The following is a 17,986-nucleotide window of genomic DNA, read 5'->3' on the forward strand; positions in this document are numbered from 1 at the left end:
CTTTCGCTGAGCGGACGTGGAGGGGGCTCATAGAGCCTGTCATCGGTCCGGGGGGAGAGTGCCGACGAAATGCAGGACCTGGGTGAGGGCGTCGAGCGTGATCAGACGGCTGCGGGGGCGCGCGAGGCCTGTCACTCCGCTCGTGCTGAGGCCGAGACAGCGTCTGACGAGCCACGGCCAGTCGATCTCCAGGTATCCCGCCAGCGCTCGAAGCCTGTCAAGCGGTGACGGACCGTCCATGACGCTGGTAGCCGCAGCGTCCATGAAGATCTCCTGATACGACCTCAATTCCGGTCGGGCGGTGATGGTGTCCGCCCGCCAAAGCGACTCGGAGCGAAGCCAGTTGGCGACCACGGCGCGCTGCCCGGTGGCTAGGGCGAAGCCATCGATGGTGGAGTACTCCGGGTGAATCGTGACCCGCACGTGGATGCCGTGCAATTCCATCAGAGCGATGGCGAGGAACAGCAGGATCCGCTCGTAGTTACTACTCCGCGACACTTCGCTCTGCGGAATGCAGAATGTCCGGGACATCGCCCCTGCTCCTGCGAAGCGGTCGGCCAGCGACCTCAGGTATGCGTGCTTGTGCTGGAAGAACAGCCAGGTGGCAGCTTCCTCGCCGGTCTGCTCGCGGGTCCAGAACACGGGCGGTTCCGTGACGCCGTCCAGGCGCCGCTGGATGTGTTGGGCACAGAAGGCGCTACCAAGCCAGTTCGATCCGACTGTGGTCAGGCCCGGTTGTGTCTCCCGGCTGAGCGCGGACCGTGGCAGGGAGAGAAAGGTGTCCATGAGCCGCGACTCTTCGTCGAGAACCTGGTCGTCGGCCAGCAGCCCGTCATCGATCTGGATGAGAGACCACAGGATTCCGTACGTGAGGTCGTCGAGTTCATGGGCAGCCGGGAGTGTCAGTGCGCCGTCCGGGCTGGGAAATGAGGCCAGGGCCCTTCGGGCGCTTGCCGCGTCGGTCACGTAGAGCTTGAGGTCTTCGCGCTCGTCGACGGCAACGAGGATGCCGCGGCGCACGGGCCGCAGGAAGCGCACGAGCGAGTCGTTGTCGGCCGCCGTCACGCGTACGGTGTCGCCGACCGTCACGGCGGAGTGGAACTGGACTGCGGCGGTCGTTCCGTCGAGAAGACGCCGGCCCCGGATGTGCCAGGAGTCCGCGACGTCGCCAGTCGCGGACATGAAAAGCCTCGAGGTCGGCCATCGATCGCTGATGGCGATCGAGGCGGCGAGGCCGCCGCGGTCGTGTACGGCCCTTGCCGCACTGAAGACGTCAGGGGGCGGACCGAACAACTCGGTGCACGGGAACCCCAATAGATGCTCCAGGACCACACGGGTGTCCCGTTGCGGCATGCCCTTCAGTTCGCCGACCATCCACCGGTCGAAGGTGCGCCGGGCAACAGAGACCCCCATCAGTCTGGGGGCGCTGGTCTTCAGCGCCACGTCTCGGGCCGCCCGCCCGAAGTGACCAGCAAACACACTCCAGTTGTCCCATTGGCGCTCCTGCATCAGGAGGCGGAACAACGTGAGGCGGGCGGGCATCTCGGACCTTCCTGGGGGTGAAGGTGGTGGAGCGTGCATCCGGGCTACGTGAGCTTGCTCACCACGCAACTATGCTCGCCACGCAGAGGTGTTGGCAAGCCTCACTCTGCAACCTGCGTAGTTCCAGCTGCAGTCTGTTGTCCTTGCGGGTGCCGTGGCACACTGCACGGGACGACCGCAGCCGGACGCGAGAGGGATCCGACGTGAGTGAACCGAAGTCGGCCCCGACCGTTCTCGCCATCGTCCTCGGCCGACGGCTGGCCGCCCTGCGTGACGCGGCCGGCCTCACGGCGGCACAGGCCGCCAAGCATCTGCGCATTGTGGCAACGACGATCACACGGATGGAAAAGGCCGAAACTTCACTGAAGTACGCGACCGTCAAAACACTGCTCGAAATCTACGGCGTTAGCCAGGCCGAGATCGAGGAATTCCTTTCCCTGCTCGACAAAGCCAGTACGCCTGGCTGGTGGCAGAGCTTCCGCGACGTGCTGCCGACCTGGTTCGGCGTGCATGTCTCGCTGGAAACAGCCGCAACTCACATCCGCAGCTACGAGCCTGCAGTACCCCCTGGCCTACTGCAGACGCCGGAATACGCTCGCGCCGTGCTGGAGCGTGGACTGCCCCACATATCTCCTGATGTCCTCGAGCGGCGGGTGGCTCTGCGCACCGCACGCCAGGAACTCCTCACGCGCACAGACCCGCAGCCTCCCCAGCTGTGGGCGGTGCTGGACGAGACCGTCCTCCGTCGCCCAGCGGGCAGCCCGGATGTGATGCGGGGCCAGATCGATCACCTGCTGGACATGGCCGGCCTTCCGAACGTGACGCTGCAGGTGTGCCCCTTCGCGGCAGGGCTTCACCCTGCCGCATTCGGACCGTTCACCATCTTCCGGTTTGAGATTCCAGAACTCCCAGACATCGTCTGCACCGACAGCTTGAGTCGCGCCTCCTATGGCGAGGAAAAGGACGAGGTCGCTCTCTTTCGTGAAGCATTGGGGGAGATGAGCGTGTACGCGCTGTCAAAAGACGACACCAAGCAATTTCTTGGTGACATTCGCAAGGAGCTGTACCCATGAGTTATGTCCTGCGCGCCAACTCCGACCTGGGGACAGGGGAGTGGGTGAAGCCCTGGAGTGGCACCAACGGTGGGAACTGCGTTGAGGCAAAGAAACTTTCGGACGGGCGCGTGGCCGTGCGCCAGTCGACGGAGCCAGACGGACCTGCCCTCATCTACACACTGGGGGAATTCTCCGCTTTCATCGCCGGGGCTAAGTCTGGTGAAGCGGACTTCCTCCTCACCTGACCCGGGCAGGCTGTGAGCAGCGGCAAGGTGAGTGAAGAGCACGGAGAGAGTGAAGGTAGAGAGATGACCTTAAAGCCGATCGATACCAGCCGTCCCCACCCGGCCCGCATGTACGACTACTACCTCGGTGGCAAGGACAGCTACCCGGTCGATGAGGAGGCTGCTGAGAGGGTCATAGAGTTCCTGCCGGCTATCAGGACCGCCGCCCGCACCAACAGGAACTTCATGAACCGGGCTGCCCGGCTCCTGGCCGCGCGAGGTGTGAATCAGTTCCTCGACATCGGAACCGGTATCCCGACCGAGCCCAACCTCCACCAGGTCGTCCAAGCGGTCAACCCCCAATCGCGCGTCGTCTACGTCGACAATGACCCCGTCGTTCTCCGCCATGCAGAGGCCCTCCTGCGGAGCACGTCCGAGGGGGCGACGAAGTACATCGAGGCAGATGTCCGCGAACCCGAGAAGATCATCGAAGCCGCCAAGGAGATCCTCAACTTCGAGGAACCTGTCGCCCTCTCGCTCGTGGCCCTCCTGCACTTCGTCTCCGACGAGTTCGGTCCCTACGATCTTGTCAACGACCTCTTGGCACCGCTCCCCTCAGGCAGCTTCCTCATGCTCTCGCACGTGACGGGCGATTTCGACTCCGCTGGGTGGGCCAAGGCCGTCGAGATCTACCGGAAGAGCGGCATACCCGCGCAAGTGCGATCACGAGACGAATTCGCCCGGTTCTTCACGGGACTTGACTTGATCGACCCGGGCGTTCAGGTCGTCACCAACTGGCATCCAGAGCCTGATCAGGAGTTCGCCGACGATCAGGTGCCCCTCTACGTCGGCGTCGCTCAGAAACCATAGGCGCTCGGTGGCGTAATTCAAGCACAGTGCTGCTGGTGCCGTGCGGAGAGGCACTTTGATCGAATGCAACAGGGGGTACGTCTGATGGGCGACCGAGGCCAGGAGGACGGGCAGGCCAGCATGCTGGTCGCCGTCGATGAGCGTGACCTTCGCTTCGTTCCCGGAGCCCAGGTTTCGTTTTCCGCGTACTGGCGCGACGCTCATGATCGTGCGGTCCGCGCCTTGGACACCGGAGAGCGGGTTCTGCTGGCCCCGCTTGTCGATTTCGCCTACGTCCGGAGCTGTGAGGAAGCCAGCCTGAATCCCCTCTCGGAGAAGGGCTTCCGCGACTACGCGCGCCGACGGTTCCGGAAGAACGAGCTGTGGCCTTTCGCGGGTGAGACGGCCGACGAGATGCTGCTGCAGATGAAGCGGGAGCAGCACGCATGGGCTATGGCGGTTCGTTGTCGGAAGGTATTCGATGCGGTGAACGCGCAGCATCCCGGCGCGGAGGCGTGGGCGAGGACATATTCGGCAGGCGTCGTGACGATGCTGGTCGAGGAGGTAGGGCGGGGTGCCGCCGTGGCGTGCGGCGGTGAGCGCAGCCTGCTCGCCTTGGCGACCAAGGCGGGTGACCTTGAGCTTGGTCGTTACGCGGTGCCGGTCGGAGTCGTCGGCCGACAGACCGATGTGCTGGATCGCGACCGAGAACGCTTCATCGCACTCCTGGGTGCCTCGCTCATCGCCGCGTCGAGCGGAGTTCTGACGCTGACGATGGGTGACGGCGGCCCGGTACAGGTATGGACTGTGGGAAAGCAGGGCCTGATACCGAGCGAGCACGGCGAGCTCATCCTCGAGCCGAATGACGCCAACGGCCGGTCGGCGACTTACGTGCCCGGGTTCACGCTGCCGGCGCCGGTGTAGTCGAGCTCTCCGGTCACGACCGCCGAAGTCAGTGGGCTGTGTAGGCGATCGAGGCTGCCACGAACCGGCCCCATTCTGCCGCTGCCGCTCAGCATCCGTCCGAGATCATCCGTTAGGTGGACGGCTTATCCCATCCTGTTCGCGAGGTAGCCCTAGCGTGGCGGCACCTCGCCCGGCAGCGTGAGCGGGGCTCATCTCACCCGGTGTGTGGACTTCGATCCCGAGAACGATCTACGCGGTGCTGGGTCGCTTCAGTCGGCCCGAGCAGCCGGCGGAGGGCCGCTGCCCGCCGTCAGACGGCTACGACACGCAGACCGATACACCGAGGGCACCGATGATCATGTAGGGGCCGAAGGCTATGCGGCCGCGAGTGCGCCCCTGAAGCAGGTTCACTGCGGCGCCGAGGGCGAACATCGTGAAGGTCCCGAGGAAAACGCTGGTCCAGCTGTGCCAGCCGAGCAGGGCTCCAAGGGTGGGGGCGAGTTTCACGTCGCCGAGTCCTAGGCCGCCGAAGGTCATGAGGGCGAAGGCGATGCCGAGCGCGGCCGCGGCAGCGAGGGAGCGTGGAAGGCTGCCATGTTCTCCGGCACCGCCAGCGGCTGCCAGCAGGGTGGTCGTCCCGGCGAACGCGGGGACGGTGAGGATGTTGGGGAGCCGGTGCACCTCTAGGTCAATCAGAATGAGCGCGGTGCCGCAGGCGGTCACCCAGTAGTGCGCGGCGGCCAGCCAGCCGGTCAGGCCGGTGGCGGCGATGAAGGCGAAGGCGACCGCGGTTATGACCTCGGGGAGACCGCGGTCGGTGGACCAGGGGGTCCGGCATACCGCGCATCGGCCGCGGGGCGGGGCGAGCAGCCGAACTGCTGCGCGGGCCGGTGCGTCACAGGCGGGGCAGGAGTGCCGGAGCGGTGCGCCGGCGGGAACGGTCCAGGCGAACAGCAGGGGCCGCGTGGCAGTGCCGGCCAGGAGGCCGGCGAGCAGAGCGACGGTAGTCGTCAGCGCGGTCATCATGGCGGCCCCCGGGCGGTGTTGTTCCATCCCCGGCATATGCCGAGATCTTGGAGCCTAGGCGAGTCGCGCTGTCGGTTCGACCCTGTATCGGCCCGACCGTGAAGACAACGACCAGGTCACAGGGTGCGCCCTGGGGCAAAACGCGGTGGATGGAGAGGGCCCACGCTCCTACCGTTCAGATTCGGAAGCGCGATCGCCGAGAACTGCGAAGGGACGGAATGTCACACGGTCGCCGCTGAGCACACCTCTATGGGCGATGGCGCTGCGCGCACTGGCACGACGAAGGGGGCATGGGTCCATGACGACGACCGCTGATCTCGGCAAGGCGGTGCTGGCCGGGCAATCCGGGCGCCGCCGGGTCGTCTGGACCCGCGGGCGCCGGGTGACGTTCGGGGTCATCGGGTTCGGCTCGCTCCTGATCGCCTTGACGGGCTTCGTCGGCTCCTACACGGCAGTACGCGATCTGGCGGTGGAAAAGGGATTTGGTTGGTTCGCAACTCTCTTTCCGCTTGGCATAGATATCGGCATTATTGTGATGTTGAGCCTCGATCTCGCCCTCACCTGGGTGGACTTGCGGTACCCACTGCTGCGGCACATCGCGTGGCTGCTGACCATCGCCACGGTGGCGTTCAACGCAATGGCCGCATATCCGGACATACTTGCCTCGACCATGCATGCGACGATTCCGCTGTTGTTCATCGCGATCACTGAGGCTGTCCGGCACGCGGTCGAGACCGCGACGGCCCGTGACGCGGGGCGGGAGGACTTCGCGCTCTCGCTGGGCCGCTGGGTACTCGCCCCGTGGTCGACATGGCTGATCTGGCGCAGCAGGAAGCTCTGGCCGAGCACGATTCCCTCGTACGAGGTAGCGCTTGAGCTGTATCAGGAGAAGCTGGAGTACCGCCAGGAGCTGCGCGACGCGTACGGATGGCGTTGGCGCAGGAAGGCGAGGCGTGAAGAGCTCCGGCCGCTGCGCCGCAGCCGTCTTGGGTACGCGGTCCGTCCTGCGGGGGTGCCGGCACCGGCACCTGTGCAGCCGACTGTTCATGAGCTCGTGCCGGACGCCGCACATTCTCCCGAGGGCCTCCTCCCTGGCCGGGCCCTGTCGGCTCCTATGGAGTCCGGCGCTGCGCAGGCGCCGGAGAGTCCCGTCGGCCACTCCCGTTCGCAGTCGCCGGGAGAGTCCGGGGCGGCCGTCACGGAGCCCGAACGGGAGACCGCCCTCGGCCATCCCGGCGAAGACCTGCTCGCGGATGACACTGCCACGTCTGAGGAAGCTGAGGATTCCGCGGACGAACTGGGTGCCGAGACGAACAGCGGTGACGCGGTGGACGACGAAGAAGAGGCCTCCGAGGCCGATGAAGACGCGGACGAAGATGCCGACGAGGAGGACGACGGCCCGGACGATCCCCTGCCGGCGATCGACTTGGGAACCGCCCCGGAGAACGAGAGCAAGCGGCAGCGGGCCGAACGGATCTACCTCGCCCACCAGGACGCGGGTGTCGAGCTCACACGCAAGAACCTCACCCGGTGGGCCGGATATCAGAAGGCGGGCTCAGGCCGCACCGCCTATGTCGAGCTGGAGCGGAAGTACGGGCCGATCGTCGTCCGAGCCGATGAAGCGAACCACGCCCTGCATGAGGAGCTGTCCCCCGCGCACTCCTAGCCGTCGGCCGGTGACGATCTGGCGGCAGGCAGCCTGCGTTCAGTCGTCGTCGGGAGCGGTGCCGAGCCATGCGATGGGCCGGCCGTCCGCGGTCTTGCCCCAGTGCGGGCCGCCGTCGGCGTCGTGCTCCCTGTCCAGCAGGCAGGCCCGGCCGTGAGCGCCGTGCTTACCGGAACAGATCTGGCCGAACAGGTCGGTGTCGCCCTCCCGTAGCGCCCGCTCCCACCGTTCCGCTTCAGCCTGGTACATCTCGCTCATCAGCGTGCCGAGGTGAAACTCGTGTTCCTGGATCTCCTGGCCGAGACGCCGTACGGCGGGATCGGACATCACGAACTCGAGCCGTGCGTGTGCATCGCGGCGGGTCCGGGTCTGGCGCCGCAGGGTCTCCGCACTGCCCGGAGCCGAGGAACTGTGCTGGCTCTCCACCCGTCGTTGCCTCTCTCGCGCCGATCCGGGCCCTCTGGGCCCCGGTTCAGTGTGGCACTCGCCGCCCGGGCCGGCGCCGCGAACAGGTCATCTCGCCGTGCTCGGCCGGGAGCCGGGCTGACGGCCGCGATTGCCGACCACGCACTTCCACGCCACCGCCAACAGGCGTGGAGCGGCCTGAGTGTCTGCGCTGAGCTTCCGCCGGTCGGCGTGCCGCCGTACGGCGGCACGCCAGCGCACTTCCGCCGAAATGATCCAAAGTGCGGCGGTGCGTGTTGTACAGTTTTGTCGGCTGTCCACGCAGCCGTGCTGGGATGCCGCCCCCGGAGGCCGCGGCATCGGGAAGGCAAAAGCCGACGTGGGGAAGGCCTGACCGATCGGCCGGCTCGACTCCTGTTTCCTCTTCTTCTTGTGCATTGGCCGGGCAGTGCAACAGGGAGTCTTCATGTACGAGACGTCGGCCAGTCCCGAATCGGGCGAGATGGTCCGTCTGCGCCAGCTCGCGACCAACGAGACGTACGCCCAGAGTCAGCAGGGCCATTGGGAGAATCCTCGCCCGGAACTGGCTGTGCCGAACCCTTCCCTGGAACAGCAGCGGTGGGAAGTGCAGATCGTCGAACTCCTGGCTGAGGAATTCGGGCGACATCCGGTAGACGCCGACATGGGCCTGTTCGGCATCCGTAGCATCAGCCCCCATTGCGACCGCCTGGTCATCCGCGTGGACCGCCGGGCCTTGCCTCGCTGGGCACGCGCCCTGGTCGGCACCCCGAACCCCCATGGTTCGCAACGGCTTGAGAATCTCCAGTGGAGCGCCGAGGCAAAGGGCGTTCATCTGGTGGACGCGGGCAGCGGCGCAGTAGTGGTCCTCGACCGTGCATTCCCTCGCGAGTGGCAGTCGGCTCTCAACGACCTCAGCGACCGCGCGCCCGACAGGGCCGCGGCACACGTCAGCACGCTCGCTGACTCGCCTTACGGGTTCGAGGCCTCCGTGCTCCTGCGCCGTGCCCATCTGGCGACGCAACTGGCCGGGGCGCAGGATGGAGTTCTGCACCTTACGGTCCGCGACGCAGGAGACGGTCGCGCTCGCCTCTTCGAAGTCTCGGTGGACGAACCGAACCGGGCGGCGTGCTTCTTGGCACTCGAGGACGCCCCGAAGTCCTTGTGGTCGTGGCCGGGAAGCGACCGTCGCGGCCATGTAATCCGGCTCGGGTAGCCGCCGAGCCCGGCGTGCATGCGCGTCGGCTCGTCCGCTACCTGTACCGGTCGCTCCCTCCGCCGCTCAACCGCGTCGCCGTTGAGGTCGGCTTCGTGTTTCGGTCGCTCTCGGGGCCCGAGAGCCGGGGATGTCCGGCCGAGCCCACGGCACAGGCGTGCGGAATCAGATGGTCAGCCAGCGGCGGGCGCGCGCAGCGGGTGGGCGGTCGGCGCCAGGGACGCAGGCAACGGTGTGTGCACCGCGCAGAAGACCCGCAGGCGCAGCGGCGGGTGCGTGCGCAGCGCGCGCAGCGTTCCCCAGATTCGGAAGGCGAGCGGCCGGGAGCGGTCCAGGACGAGGTCGGCGCGCCACAACTCGGCGACCGCTTGCCGACCGCAGGCGCGCACCGCGCGGAGATCGCAGGCCACTTCGACCCACCAGTGGTAGAGCGTGGTGAGCAGCCATGCGCTCAGCGCGGCCAGAGCGAAGGAACCCGTGGGAAGCAGCCCGGCGGCCAGCGCGGTCGCCGTCACGGCGGCTGTCTCGACGACCACCCGCTTGCCGGTGTCGCGGCGTGCCAGGTGGGCGAGCTCGTGTTCCAGGACAGCGGGCAGGTGGCAGGTGTGCTTGGGGCTGAACCAGCGCATCCCGAGCCACAGATGGCCCCGGGCCCGGTAACGGGTGGAGCGCGCGTCACTGTAGCCGCCAAGCTCGCTGGAGGTGGCCATGGTGACGCGCTCCAGGCCGTGGCTGCCGATGGAGGCTCGCACGTGCCGGCCGGTCAGCTCCATCCGGGCGGTCATCTCCCGATACAGCTCGCTCTCGGACGGCGCAGGACGCCGCTTGACGTGAATATCCCACGTCAGCGCCTGGACCATCGAGCCGTCGATGACCGAGGCGCGCTGGGTGGCCCGGCCGTGCCAGGCCCAGACACTGCCGGCGATCAGCGCCGCATAGAGAGCAAAAACAGGATCAGGCCCTCGCAGGAGCGTGACGATGCCCTGCCCGGCGATCGCGGCCGCCACCGTGATGTGGGACCCGTGGCGTCCCAGCGTCTCCCCAATTGCCATGATGATCACCGTAGTCGGGCGGACCGCCGTAGCGCGCCCCCTTTCCCTCCCGCCCGGGGGTGTCCATGTGGTCGCTCGCCCGCCGTGAACGGCGGGCGAGTTCAGGGCAGTTCGCAGCCGTACTTTTCCAGCACCGTGCGGGTGGCACTGTCCCTCGGACCCAGCGGGTGCGTACCCCCGTCCTCGGCCGGCCCGAGCCGCAGCGTCGTGTCCCCGCTGATCGGGCGGACCACCAGTGTCTTGCCCACGGTCACGGACTGGATCTCATCGAGCCGGTAGGGGCTGGCGGCCAGACAACTGCTGGTGAACTGGTGCTCGAACCGGTCGAGAGGATCGGCGAAGAAGTATCCCGCGACAGGGCCCTGGACCTGCATCACCAGGTAGGCCACGGCCGCCGCGGCGAAGCCGGGTATCGCAGCAGTGTTCCCCGGCAGCCGCATCAGGCGCGGACCGAATCGGTACACGACTCCGGCGCCCAGCCCCGCCACCGCGAAGGAGGTGAGCAGGAACGGCGTCGGATGGTCGGTGAGGACCCGTGCCTTCATCGCCACCGACCACGGGATGGCGGCGAGCATGAGCACCAGCCAGCCGAGCCCGCCCACCGTGATGCCTTGAGCCGCACTCAGCTTGTCCGGCCACTGGTCCAAGGACGGCACCGCCTGCTGCTCGCGACCAACCCAGCGGGCCGCTCCCCGCCAAGCTGCCCGCCCTGACGGCGCGGCCACGGGACCATGGTGGTGTTCGAGCAGCCGCAGCACTACGGCGCCGAAGTTCTCCGCGCGTTCGTGTACGGCTCGCTCATCGCTCTCCAGCTGGCGCAGTTCCGTCCCACGCCCCGGCTGCACACGCCGGCCGCTCCCGCGGGCGAAGGACTGGTTGACCCAGTGCCCGGGGTCGGGGAATCCCGGCACCGTCGGCGCGGTCCTCCCGGCGTCAAACTGCGACGACGAGCGGTCCGGGATGTACGCCTCGTAGAGGCGGGGGCGCGTCCGGTGGCCGTGCAGACTCGCCTGCAGCGCCCTGATCGCCTCGGCGACATCGTCCAGCAGGACGTCGGAACCGGCCGCCTCGACCTGGGCGAGCAGCTTGGGTCCGGGCAGTGCCCGCCACACACCACCACTGCGGTCCTGCGCCCGTGCCTTCCAGAGCTGGCGCAGCGGACGCGGCCACACCACGGCGACCGGCATCCGTACCGGCGGCCGGCCCTGGGAGAGGTGCGCGCGCAGCAGCGCGACGGCACACCGAAGGTAGTCCGCTTCGCACACCCGCCAGAGCGCCACGGCCGTGGTCAGCCGGACACGACTCGCTTCACCCGCGACGACGGCCGCCTGGCATTCCTCGACACGCTCATCCGCCGCGCGCACCGCTTCGCCCTGCGCGCGCAGAGCCTCGATCGCCTTCCCCCATCGGGCGTGTGCCATCTGCGACTACCCCTCCCTCACCGTCTGCCAGAGGCTACCCAACGACGCCGACGTGCGTACGGGCAGTTCACGGCCGACCGGCTGAGCAGGCCGGGCGCCGGGATCACGAACCTCCGCGCCGCGGGATCCGGAGCAGGCGCTGCCATCGCCGTACCAACGGGGTCTGGGCGGCGGGCGCCGCGGGGGCAGGAGCGGGCGGCACGAACGGCGGGTTCACGGGGCGCGGAGGGATCACCGTGTACGTCGGGCCGCCGTTCTCGTGCTCGCCGGACGTGGTCTGCCCGGAGTCCACCGGATCCGGCTCCGCCTCCTGTGACACGGAGAAGGCTGTCTCCGGAGCGGGATCCGCGGCCCGGGCGGCTTCTGTGGGCGCCGGTGCGGGTTCGGCTTCCGACACAGCGGGGGGCGGAGCGTGCACGGCGGCGTACACCTCCCGGGCGCGCTGGTTTCGCCAGTTGAAGCGGCTCTCCTGAACGGTGTAGAGCTCGTCCATCACGTGGTGCGCGTCGGCGGGCCGGAAGGTGCCCCGGGTACGCGTGAGAGAGGCGAAGGCGATGGGCACCAGGCCCCAGGTGTCGGCGTCGGGCGCAGGGCGCGGCTTGCTGATCCTCCAGTCCTCCCGCGGATCCGAGCGCCACCGCGGCCAGTTGGTCCAGTCCTGCCCGCTCTGTACCGGGTGACGGAAGCGACGAATGCCGTAAGGGACGAGGACGACCTTCCCGTCCAGCCAGTACACGTGCCCGCCGGCCGCGAGGATGGCCTCCTGCTGCTCGTTGGGAGCCACCTGCTCGTGCGCCACGTCCTTGCCGCGCAGCCACACTGGATGCGGGTCGAGTTGATTGAACTGGGAGAGGTCCCGTTTGAGGAACCACACGTGCTGCGCGCCGGCATGCTCGTCCCGCACCGCTCGGATCCTGCGCCGGATCGCCTCCGTCCCCGGCAGCGCCTGCGTCGGAGCCTCGAAGACCACGGTGATGGTGCCGCACTGGGCGATGACCGCGGGTGGCATCCCGGACGGGTCCGTCGGGTCCTCACCGGGCGACGTGGTGGTGCAGTGCGCGATGCCGGCAAGAGCGCGGATCTGCTCGCGTAGCCGGATCACGACTTCGTCAGCGGCGTCGAGCAAGGCCTCTTCCTCCGGCCTGCTGCAGCCTTCTCCGCCGCGATGGGCGAAGTGCGGCTGGACCTTTGAGTCGGTCTTGGTTCCCTTGAAGATCAGCCACTCCCGGCAGGCCCGGCAACGGTAGCGGCCGCCGGCCAGGCCCGGCGGCAGGCCCTTGATGTCGTCGTCGGCCCAGACGACCTTCTTCGCTTCTTTGTCCCAGGCGCTCCTACCCATGCGGCTGATCATGTACGGCCGCGGTACCCGGCCGCCAGGGTGCCGCCCGCCCGGCGGGCGGGAGCCGGCAACGTGCCCTGTCCGACGGGAAGGACCTGGCCGCATCCTCCCGCCCTGCGGGCCGCGTTCGGGTACCGCGGCGATGCCCGGGTCAGTGTGCCGGTTCGGTGGCCCGGATCCAGCCGGGTTCGGGGTCGGCTGGGTCGGCCAGGACCGCGGTGAGACGCTCGGCGGTGACGTACGGGACGTGGGGGTCGGCGAGGAACGCGGCCGGCTCGATGGTGCGGGTGACCATCAGGGGCAGGACGCGCCAGTCCTGTTCGCCGGTGACGCCGCAGGCCGCGGCTGCCTGGCCGGGGTGGGCGGCGACGGTGGCGGCCTTGGCCAGGAGCTTGTCGCGATAGCGGGTCGTGAACTTCTGGATGTGCTGGAGCAGCGCGTGGGGTGCGACGGCCCCGGTGGGGTTCTTCGCCTCGATCACCCACAGCCGGCCGGTTACCGGATCGGCAACGAGGAGGTCGATCTCCCCGACCAGACCAGGGATGCCGAGTCCAGCGGCTGTCTTCTCCAGGAGACGGAACCGGTGCGGCAGCCCGGCGGTACGGACTGCTTCGCTGATCTCGCGCTCGAGGTGCTGGTCGAGCTGCTGGCGGTGGCGGAGCAGTGCCTGCGTGACCGGGACGGGAAGGTCGGGGTGCGGGAGCCGGCCGTCGTCGAGATAGGCCGCGTACGCCTCGCGGGCGGCGCAGGCGAGCCAGGGCAGGACCAGGAGCGTCTCGCCGGCGTCGATCAGGGGATGGGTCAAGGGCCGGGACCGGCGTTCGACTTCGGCGTAGGCGTGCGGGCCGGTGCCGGCGGCGTTGCCGGGGTGCAGGCGGAGCCGGTCAATGGCCGCGCGGATGTGGTCGGTGGGCAGTGTGGACCAGGTGGCGGTCTCGGCCACCAGGTCCTCGGTGGTGACGGCGGCGGTTCCGTCCGGTCCGGTGGGCCAGTCGGACGCGGTGGCGAGGACGGCGCCGAGCCCGGCGATGCCGCAGCCCCAGTGCTGGTGAAGCAGCCGGTCGGCGTGCGCGAGCTGGCTGCCGGCGGGCAGCTCGGGCGCGGTGAAGGCAGTCTCGGTGCGTGCGGCCGGGGCGGCGAGTACGGAGGCGGCATCGGGGAGTTCAGGCTCCGCGGCGATGGCCTGGGCGATCAGGCGCTGCTGCCGGGCGCGGTGGTAGGCGTGGGCGTCGAAGCCCAGGTGCTCGCCGCTCGCGGTGTCCTGTGCCGGGCCGGCCTCGGTTTCGCCGGGGTCCGGGCCGGAGGTGAGGGTGAAGACGCCGCTGGGGTCGATGTCCAGGTGGAGGTCGTGCAGGCGGCGGGCCGCGGAGACCGCGGTGATGCCGCTGTGCAGCACGAGTTCGGCCAGCGCCACGAGCTCGGCGACAGCGAGGACGTCGACGGGCCGGCCACCGGCGGGCGGACCGGCCAGCGCCTGCTGCAGCAGCAGGTGCAGAGCGGAGGTGGCCCTCGCCCCGTCGACCTGGCGCTGTCCGGCCTCGGGAATCCACTTCGCCGCCCAGGGGGCGGCGAGGTTCACCGCGCTCTGCTGGGCCGAGCGGGTGCGATCGGCCCAGGCGGCGTTCAACTGCCGCGCCAACTCGCCGACCAGAGAGGGCTGGTAGGCGCGGGTCTGCTCGTCGAGTTCACGCTCCAGCGCGTGCAGCAGCTGCTCGGCGGGCCCGCCCCGGCGGTAGGCGTCGGGGCCGCGCCAGGTGCCGGCCGGTACGCCGGCGCGTCGTACGGCGCCGGCCGCGGTGCGCAGGGCCCGGGCGTGCACGTGCCGGGATCGCGGCAGGGTGAAGGCGGGGGCCGTGGCGGGCCACGCGTTGGTGGCGGCGGTCAGGCGCAGGACCGGGAACGCAGAATCCCAGGCCACGGTGAAGGCGTCGGCGTCGGTGCCCGGTCCGGCGCCGCGGCCGCGGCGGACCTGCTCGATCAGATGGTGCAGGAGCCGGCCCAGGATGTGGTGCCCCTGGCTGCCGTCGCCGGTGAACGCGGCGAGCAGCGGCGGGTCGATGTCGATGCTGATCCGCCCGGCCTCCGGGTCCGCACCGGCCCGCAGCAGCAGCCACTCCTCCATCGCCGCGTCGCCGTCCGGATCCGGGCCGTCCGGGTGCGGATGGGCCTGGTGCGCGACGGTCACCTGCACGAGGAGCGGCGCACCGCCGGGAAGCGCGGCGTGGGCGGCGGCCGGCGCGATGGTGGTGAGCGCGGTGCGCAGCGAATCGGCGAGCCCGGCGATACCGGCCGCGTCCAGGACGGCGCCCGGCTCGCGGGAGGGAACGGCGACGATCACCAGCGGCGGGACGGTAGCCGCCCGCACCACCACCGGCCCTCCCGACGTGGCGTCCTCAAGGTCGGCGTGGACGCCGGACACGCCCGCCTCCGGTTCGCTCAGCCGTGCGTGCCGGAAGTCCCCGGCGGGCGGGAGCCCGGCGGCGGCCAGGGCCTCGTCGACGCCCACGCGCGCGGCGGCCCGTTCCCAGACCTCGTCGCGTACGGCCTCGGGGACCATGGCGACGTCGTCGCCGTCGGGGCCGGGCGCCAGCAGCGTCCCGCCGCGGTGCCAGGCCGACCAGGCGTCGAGCGCGTCGCGGTAGAAAACGCCGTGCACGCCGGGATGCTCGGTCAGCTCCAGGACGAACAGCGCCAGCACCGCGAGGTCGCCGTCGGCGTCGTGCAGGATCTCGGCCACCTCCTCCACGTGCAGGAAGAGGGTGTCGCGGATCAGTTCGGGCCCGAGGAACCGGGGGCCGCCGTAGACCACGAGCCGGCCGCGGCCTGCCGGCACGTCGGCGTCGGCGAGCGCGGCCCGGCCTTCCTCGACGCGCGCACCCAGGGCGCCGTCCGCGACAGCGCTGACGACGGCGATGTCGTAGCGATGGCTGGGGGAGGAGAGCAGGCACACCGGGCCCGGCCGGGCGGGAACAGCTTCCAGGCCCAGCAGTTGGGCGAGCCGGGCGACCGTCACCTCCTGCATTCGTGCCTCGGCCGCCTCCACGCCGGCCGGAGGCAGGCAGGTGAGCAGGCGGGCGACGGCCGGGGCGGCGGCCTCCGTCGCGGCGCAGGCCGGTACGGGCAGACGCCGGCCGTGCGCGGTCACCGCCAGGACCGGGCCGAGCAGCGGCATGTCCGGGTGGTAGCGCAGCGGCAGATCCTCGACGCGGCACGTCAGCCACTGCAGTGCCCGCTCGGCGCGTTCCGGGCACCGAGCGGCCTGCACGAGTTCCGCGGGATCCGCGCAGGCGATCGCCGGGGCCGCGCGGACCTCGGCGGGCGTGACCCGGCAGGAGACCTCGCGCCCCTCCTCGCTGTCCGGCGCGGTCCCGGGCTCCGGCCAGGCCTCGGAGAGCGCGGCGAGGCTCCGGTCGGTCAGGCGCAGCACCAGCTCGAGGACGTCCTCCGCCCCGAATCCGAGAACCTCGTGGAGAGCCTCGTCGACGGCCGCCGCGGTCAGTTTCAGGGTGCGCAGGACCAGCAAGGGGTGGGCGAGTTGCCCGGGGTGGACCAGCAGTTGGTCTCCGGCCACGGTGAACCGCACCCGGTCACGGACATCCCCCGGGTCCCGATCGGTCACGACGCCGCGCCCGGGTGCGGCCCTTACGGAGGCCTCCACCAGTACGGGCAGGTCGGCGGCGCCGGCCGGGATGCCACCGCGGGCCGGGGTGCGCAGGACGCGGGTGAACAGCAGCAGCAGATGATCATGAAAGCGGGCGCTGTCCGGCGCGACGAGCGCCGCCTGGAGGAGCACGATCAGCGAGTCGGTCGAGAACCGCGCCATAGCCCGGTCGAGGGCCTTCCACTCCACGCGGCGGTGCTGTGCGGAGGTGAGGTGCCTGGCGGTCATCGTGCGTCCGTTCCCCGAACCGGCTGATCTGGAGTGACAGCCTCGCAGGCAACTCCCCGACTGCGCGCCCGTTTTGCTCCGATGACGCCCCCGGATGCCGGCCGAGGCTGTCCCGCAGGGGCGGGCCGCCCGCCATCACCTGGGTTGCGGGCGCGAAACGGCCCCGGCCGCCACGCACGGGGGGACGCGACGGCCAGGGCGCGTTGTCGCCAGCCTAGCGACGAAATGGTGTGAAGAAGGTGTGATCGAGCAGACTGGGCCGAGTCGTCGACAGCCGATGGTTGGCTCGAATGACGATGTACAACGACGATTCGGCAGCAGTTCGGACTCTGGCTCACTTTCTCTCGTGGTCGTCCATTCCGGGGAACGGCCACTCAGTTCTCCCGACACGTCAGGGAGTCGGGCATCGCGGCGCGGATCCAGTTGGTGGAGTCATCGCAGGGCCTTCGCGAAGACGGATCGGTTGGCAGCTGTGTAGCTGTGTTCGCGCAGGGACCATGCGATGCGGGAGCGGATCTGTTCGTCATCGGCCACGCGCGGTTCGGGCACGTCGAGGTGCTGACGCCACCAGTCGGCGTTGCGGGCCTGGCGGTCGAGCATGGCGTCGAGGAGATCGGCTCGATCAGCTGCGTAGAGCCCGTAGGCGTCGGCGAGGATCCGTACCTGGGCAGCCTGGGTATGGGCATGTGGGGCTTGTGGCTTGGAGGAGACGCACCAGGTCCAGGCCATGTAGCCGAGGTCCTCCAGGGGATGGCCGGGAGCGGCTGTGTCGAAGTCGATGAAGGCTGCGGGCCGGTCGTTTCGGAAGACGACGTTGTTCGGGCCGGGGTCGTGATGGCACACCACCGGGTGGCCGGCAGCGAGGCGGCTGCCACGCGTGGCCTCGTGGAGCGATCGCAGAAGTAAGCCGGCGACGGCAACCTGCTCGTTGCTCCACGTCTGGAATCTCGTCGGAACTCGGCCGGGGAGGTAGCTGAAGGTGTCGCGCCCGCTGTCGTCGAGACCGAGATAGCGCGGTGCGCCGGTACATCCCCTCGCTTCGAGGTGGCCGAGCAGTTCGGCGACAAATGCCGACCTGGCTGTCACCGGCCGCCGGACGGTGTCGCCCACACGAACTACGCCCGGGGTGATCCGTCCACCGGACAGCGGTTCTTCGCCCTCTGTTCCCTGCATGGCTCCAGATTCCCCGATCTCTCGGCTGTTCGGGCCAGTGCACGTTAGCTCCACACCATGCACCTGTGTGCTCGTCATCTTCTCGGTTCGCCCCCTGGTCAGCGCCGCCATCGGTGCCACCGGGCGATCGACGCCCAGGGTCGCGTCAGTCGTCACCTGGTAGATGCCGGCGGCCACCGACGGCTCTCTTCCGACGGCGGCCGCC

General features: G+C 69.4%; 14 protein-coding genes. 6 read left to right on the plus strand and 8 right to left on the minus strand.

Features of this window, described 5'->3' with window-relative positions; all coding sequences use genetic code 11:
• Nucleotides 1–39: 39 nt before the first annotated feature.
• The gene (locus OIU81_RS41030) at nucleotides 40–1,542 is read right to left on the minus strand and encodes a transcriptional regulator, XRE family protein (RefSeq protein WP_329156059.1); all 1,503 of its coding nucleotides are present in this window, start codon (nucleotides 1,540–1,542) and stop codon (nucleotides 40–42) included.
• A 203-nt stretch (nucleotides 1,543–1,745) separates the two neighbouring features.
• On the opposite strand from OIU81_RS41030, the gene OIU81_RS41035 reads away from it, so the two are divergent.
• From OIU81_RS41035 to OIU81_RS41050, 4 genes are all read left to right on the plus strand, one after another.
• On the plus strand, nucleotides 1,746–2,615 hold the full coding sequence (locus OIU81_RS41035) for a helix-turn-helix domain-containing protein (RefSeq protein ID WP_329156060.1): 870 nt from the start codon (nucleotides 1,746–1,748) through the stop codon (nucleotides 2,613–2,615).
• On the plus strand, nucleotides 2,612–2,842 hold the full coding sequence (locus OIU81_RS41040; protein WP_329156063.1) for a DUF397 domain-containing protein: 231 nt from the start codon (nucleotides 2,612–2,614) through the stop codon (nucleotides 2,840–2,842). Before OIU81_RS41035 ends, OIU81_RS41040 begins: the two co-directional genes overlap by 4 nt.
• Before the next feature lie 63 nt (nucleotides 2,843–2,905).
• Nucleotides 2,906–3,691, plus strand: a complete 786-nt coding sequence (locus OIU81_RS41045) for an SAM-dependent methyltransferase (RefSeq protein WP_329156303.1) — start codon at nucleotides 2,906–2,908, stop codon at nucleotides 3,689–3,691.
• Between the two features lie 120 nt (nucleotides 3,692–3,811).
• Nucleotides 3,812–4,594: a hypothetical protein gene (locus tag OIU81_RS41050; RefSeq protein WP_329156064.1), complete on the plus strand. Its 783-nt coding sequence runs from the start codon at nucleotides 3,812–3,814 to the stop codon at nucleotides 4,592–4,594.
• 300 nt (nucleotides 4,595–4,894) lie between these two features.
• Here the strand turns inward: OIU81_RS41050 and OIU81_RS41055 are convergent, their stop codons facing one another.
• On the minus strand, nucleotides 4,895–5,629 hold the full coding sequence (locus tag OIU81_RS41055; protein ID WP_329156066.1) for an A24 family peptidase: 735 nt from the start codon (nucleotides 5,627–5,629) through the stop codon (nucleotides 4,895–4,897).
• A 229-nt stretch (nucleotides 5,630–5,858) separates the two neighbouring features.
• Here OIU81_RS41055 and OIU81_RS41060 point away from each other — a divergent pair, with 229 nt between their 5' ends.
• Nucleotides 5,859–7,268: a DUF2637 domain-containing protein gene (locus tag OIU81_RS41060; protein ID WP_329332125.1), complete on the plus strand. Its 1,410-nt coding sequence runs from the start codon at nucleotides 5,859–5,861 to the stop codon at nucleotides 7,266–7,268.
• A gap of 39 nt (nucleotides 7,269–7,307) precedes the next feature.
• Here OIU81_RS41060 and OIU81_RS41065 read toward each other — a convergent pair whose 3' ends face one another.
• Nucleotides 7,308–7,694 (minus strand): hypothetical protein, encoded by a 387-nt coding sequence (locus tag OIU81_RS41065; RefSeq protein WP_329156070.1) that lies wholly within the window; start codon nucleotides 7,692–7,694, stop codon nucleotides 7,308–7,310.
• Between the two features lie 445 nt (nucleotides 7,695–8,139).
• Between OIU81_RS41065 and OIU81_RS41070 the strand changes: the two genes are divergently transcribed.
• Nucleotides 8,140–8,907: a hypothetical protein gene (locus tag OIU81_RS41070; RefSeq protein ID WP_329156072.1), complete on the plus strand. Its 768-nt coding sequence runs from the start codon at nucleotides 8,140–8,142 to the stop codon at nucleotides 8,905–8,907.
• Nucleotides 8,908–9,080: 173 nt separating this feature from the next.
• Here the strand turns inward: OIU81_RS41070 and OIU81_RS41075 are convergent, their stop codons facing one another.
• The 5 genes from OIU81_RS41075 to OIU81_RS41095 all read right to left on the minus strand — a co-directional run bounded on the left by OIU81_RS41075 (nucleotide 9,081) and on the right by OIU81_RS41095 (nucleotide 17,958).
• Nucleotides 9,081–9,959, minus strand: coding sequence for a M48 family metalloprotease (locus OIU81_RS41075; RefSeq protein ID WP_329156074.1), 879 nt, complete (start codon nucleotides 9,957–9,959; stop codon nucleotides 9,081–9,083).
• A 101-nt stretch (nucleotides 9,960–10,060) separates the two neighbouring features.
• Nucleotides 10,061–11,380, minus strand: a complete 1,320-nt coding sequence (locus OIU81_RS41080) for a hypothetical protein (RefSeq protein WP_329156076.1) — start codon at nucleotides 11,378–11,380, stop codon at nucleotides 10,061–10,063.
• Between the two features lie 103 nt (nucleotides 11,381–11,483).
• Nucleotides 11,484–12,719, minus strand: coding sequence for a hypothetical protein (locus OIU81_RS41085; RefSeq protein WP_329156078.1), 1,236 nt, complete (start codon nucleotides 12,717–12,719; stop codon nucleotides 11,484–11,486).
• 151 nt (nucleotides 12,720–12,870) lie between these two features.
• Nucleotides 12,871–16,608 carry a hypothetical protein gene (locus OIU81_RS41090; protein ID WP_329156080.1) on the minus strand — a complete coding sequence of 1,246 codons (3,738 nt, stop codon included), beginning with the start codon at nucleotides 16,606–16,608 and terminating at the stop codon, nucleotides 12,871–12,873.
• 432 nt (nucleotides 16,609–17,040) lie between these two features.
• On the minus strand, nucleotides 17,041–17,958 hold the full coding sequence (locus OIU81_RS41095) for an aminoglycoside phosphotransferase family protein (protein WP_329156082.1): 918 nt from the start codon (nucleotides 17,956–17,958) through the stop codon (nucleotides 17,041–17,043).
• Between the last annotated feature and the right edge of the window lie 28 nt (nucleotides 17,959–17,986).

Origin of the sequence: Streptomyces sp. NBC_01454 (assembly GCF_036227565.1) — a bacterium.
Lineage (GTDB): Bacteria > Actinomycetota > Actinomycetes > Streptomycetales > Streptomycetaceae > Streptomyces.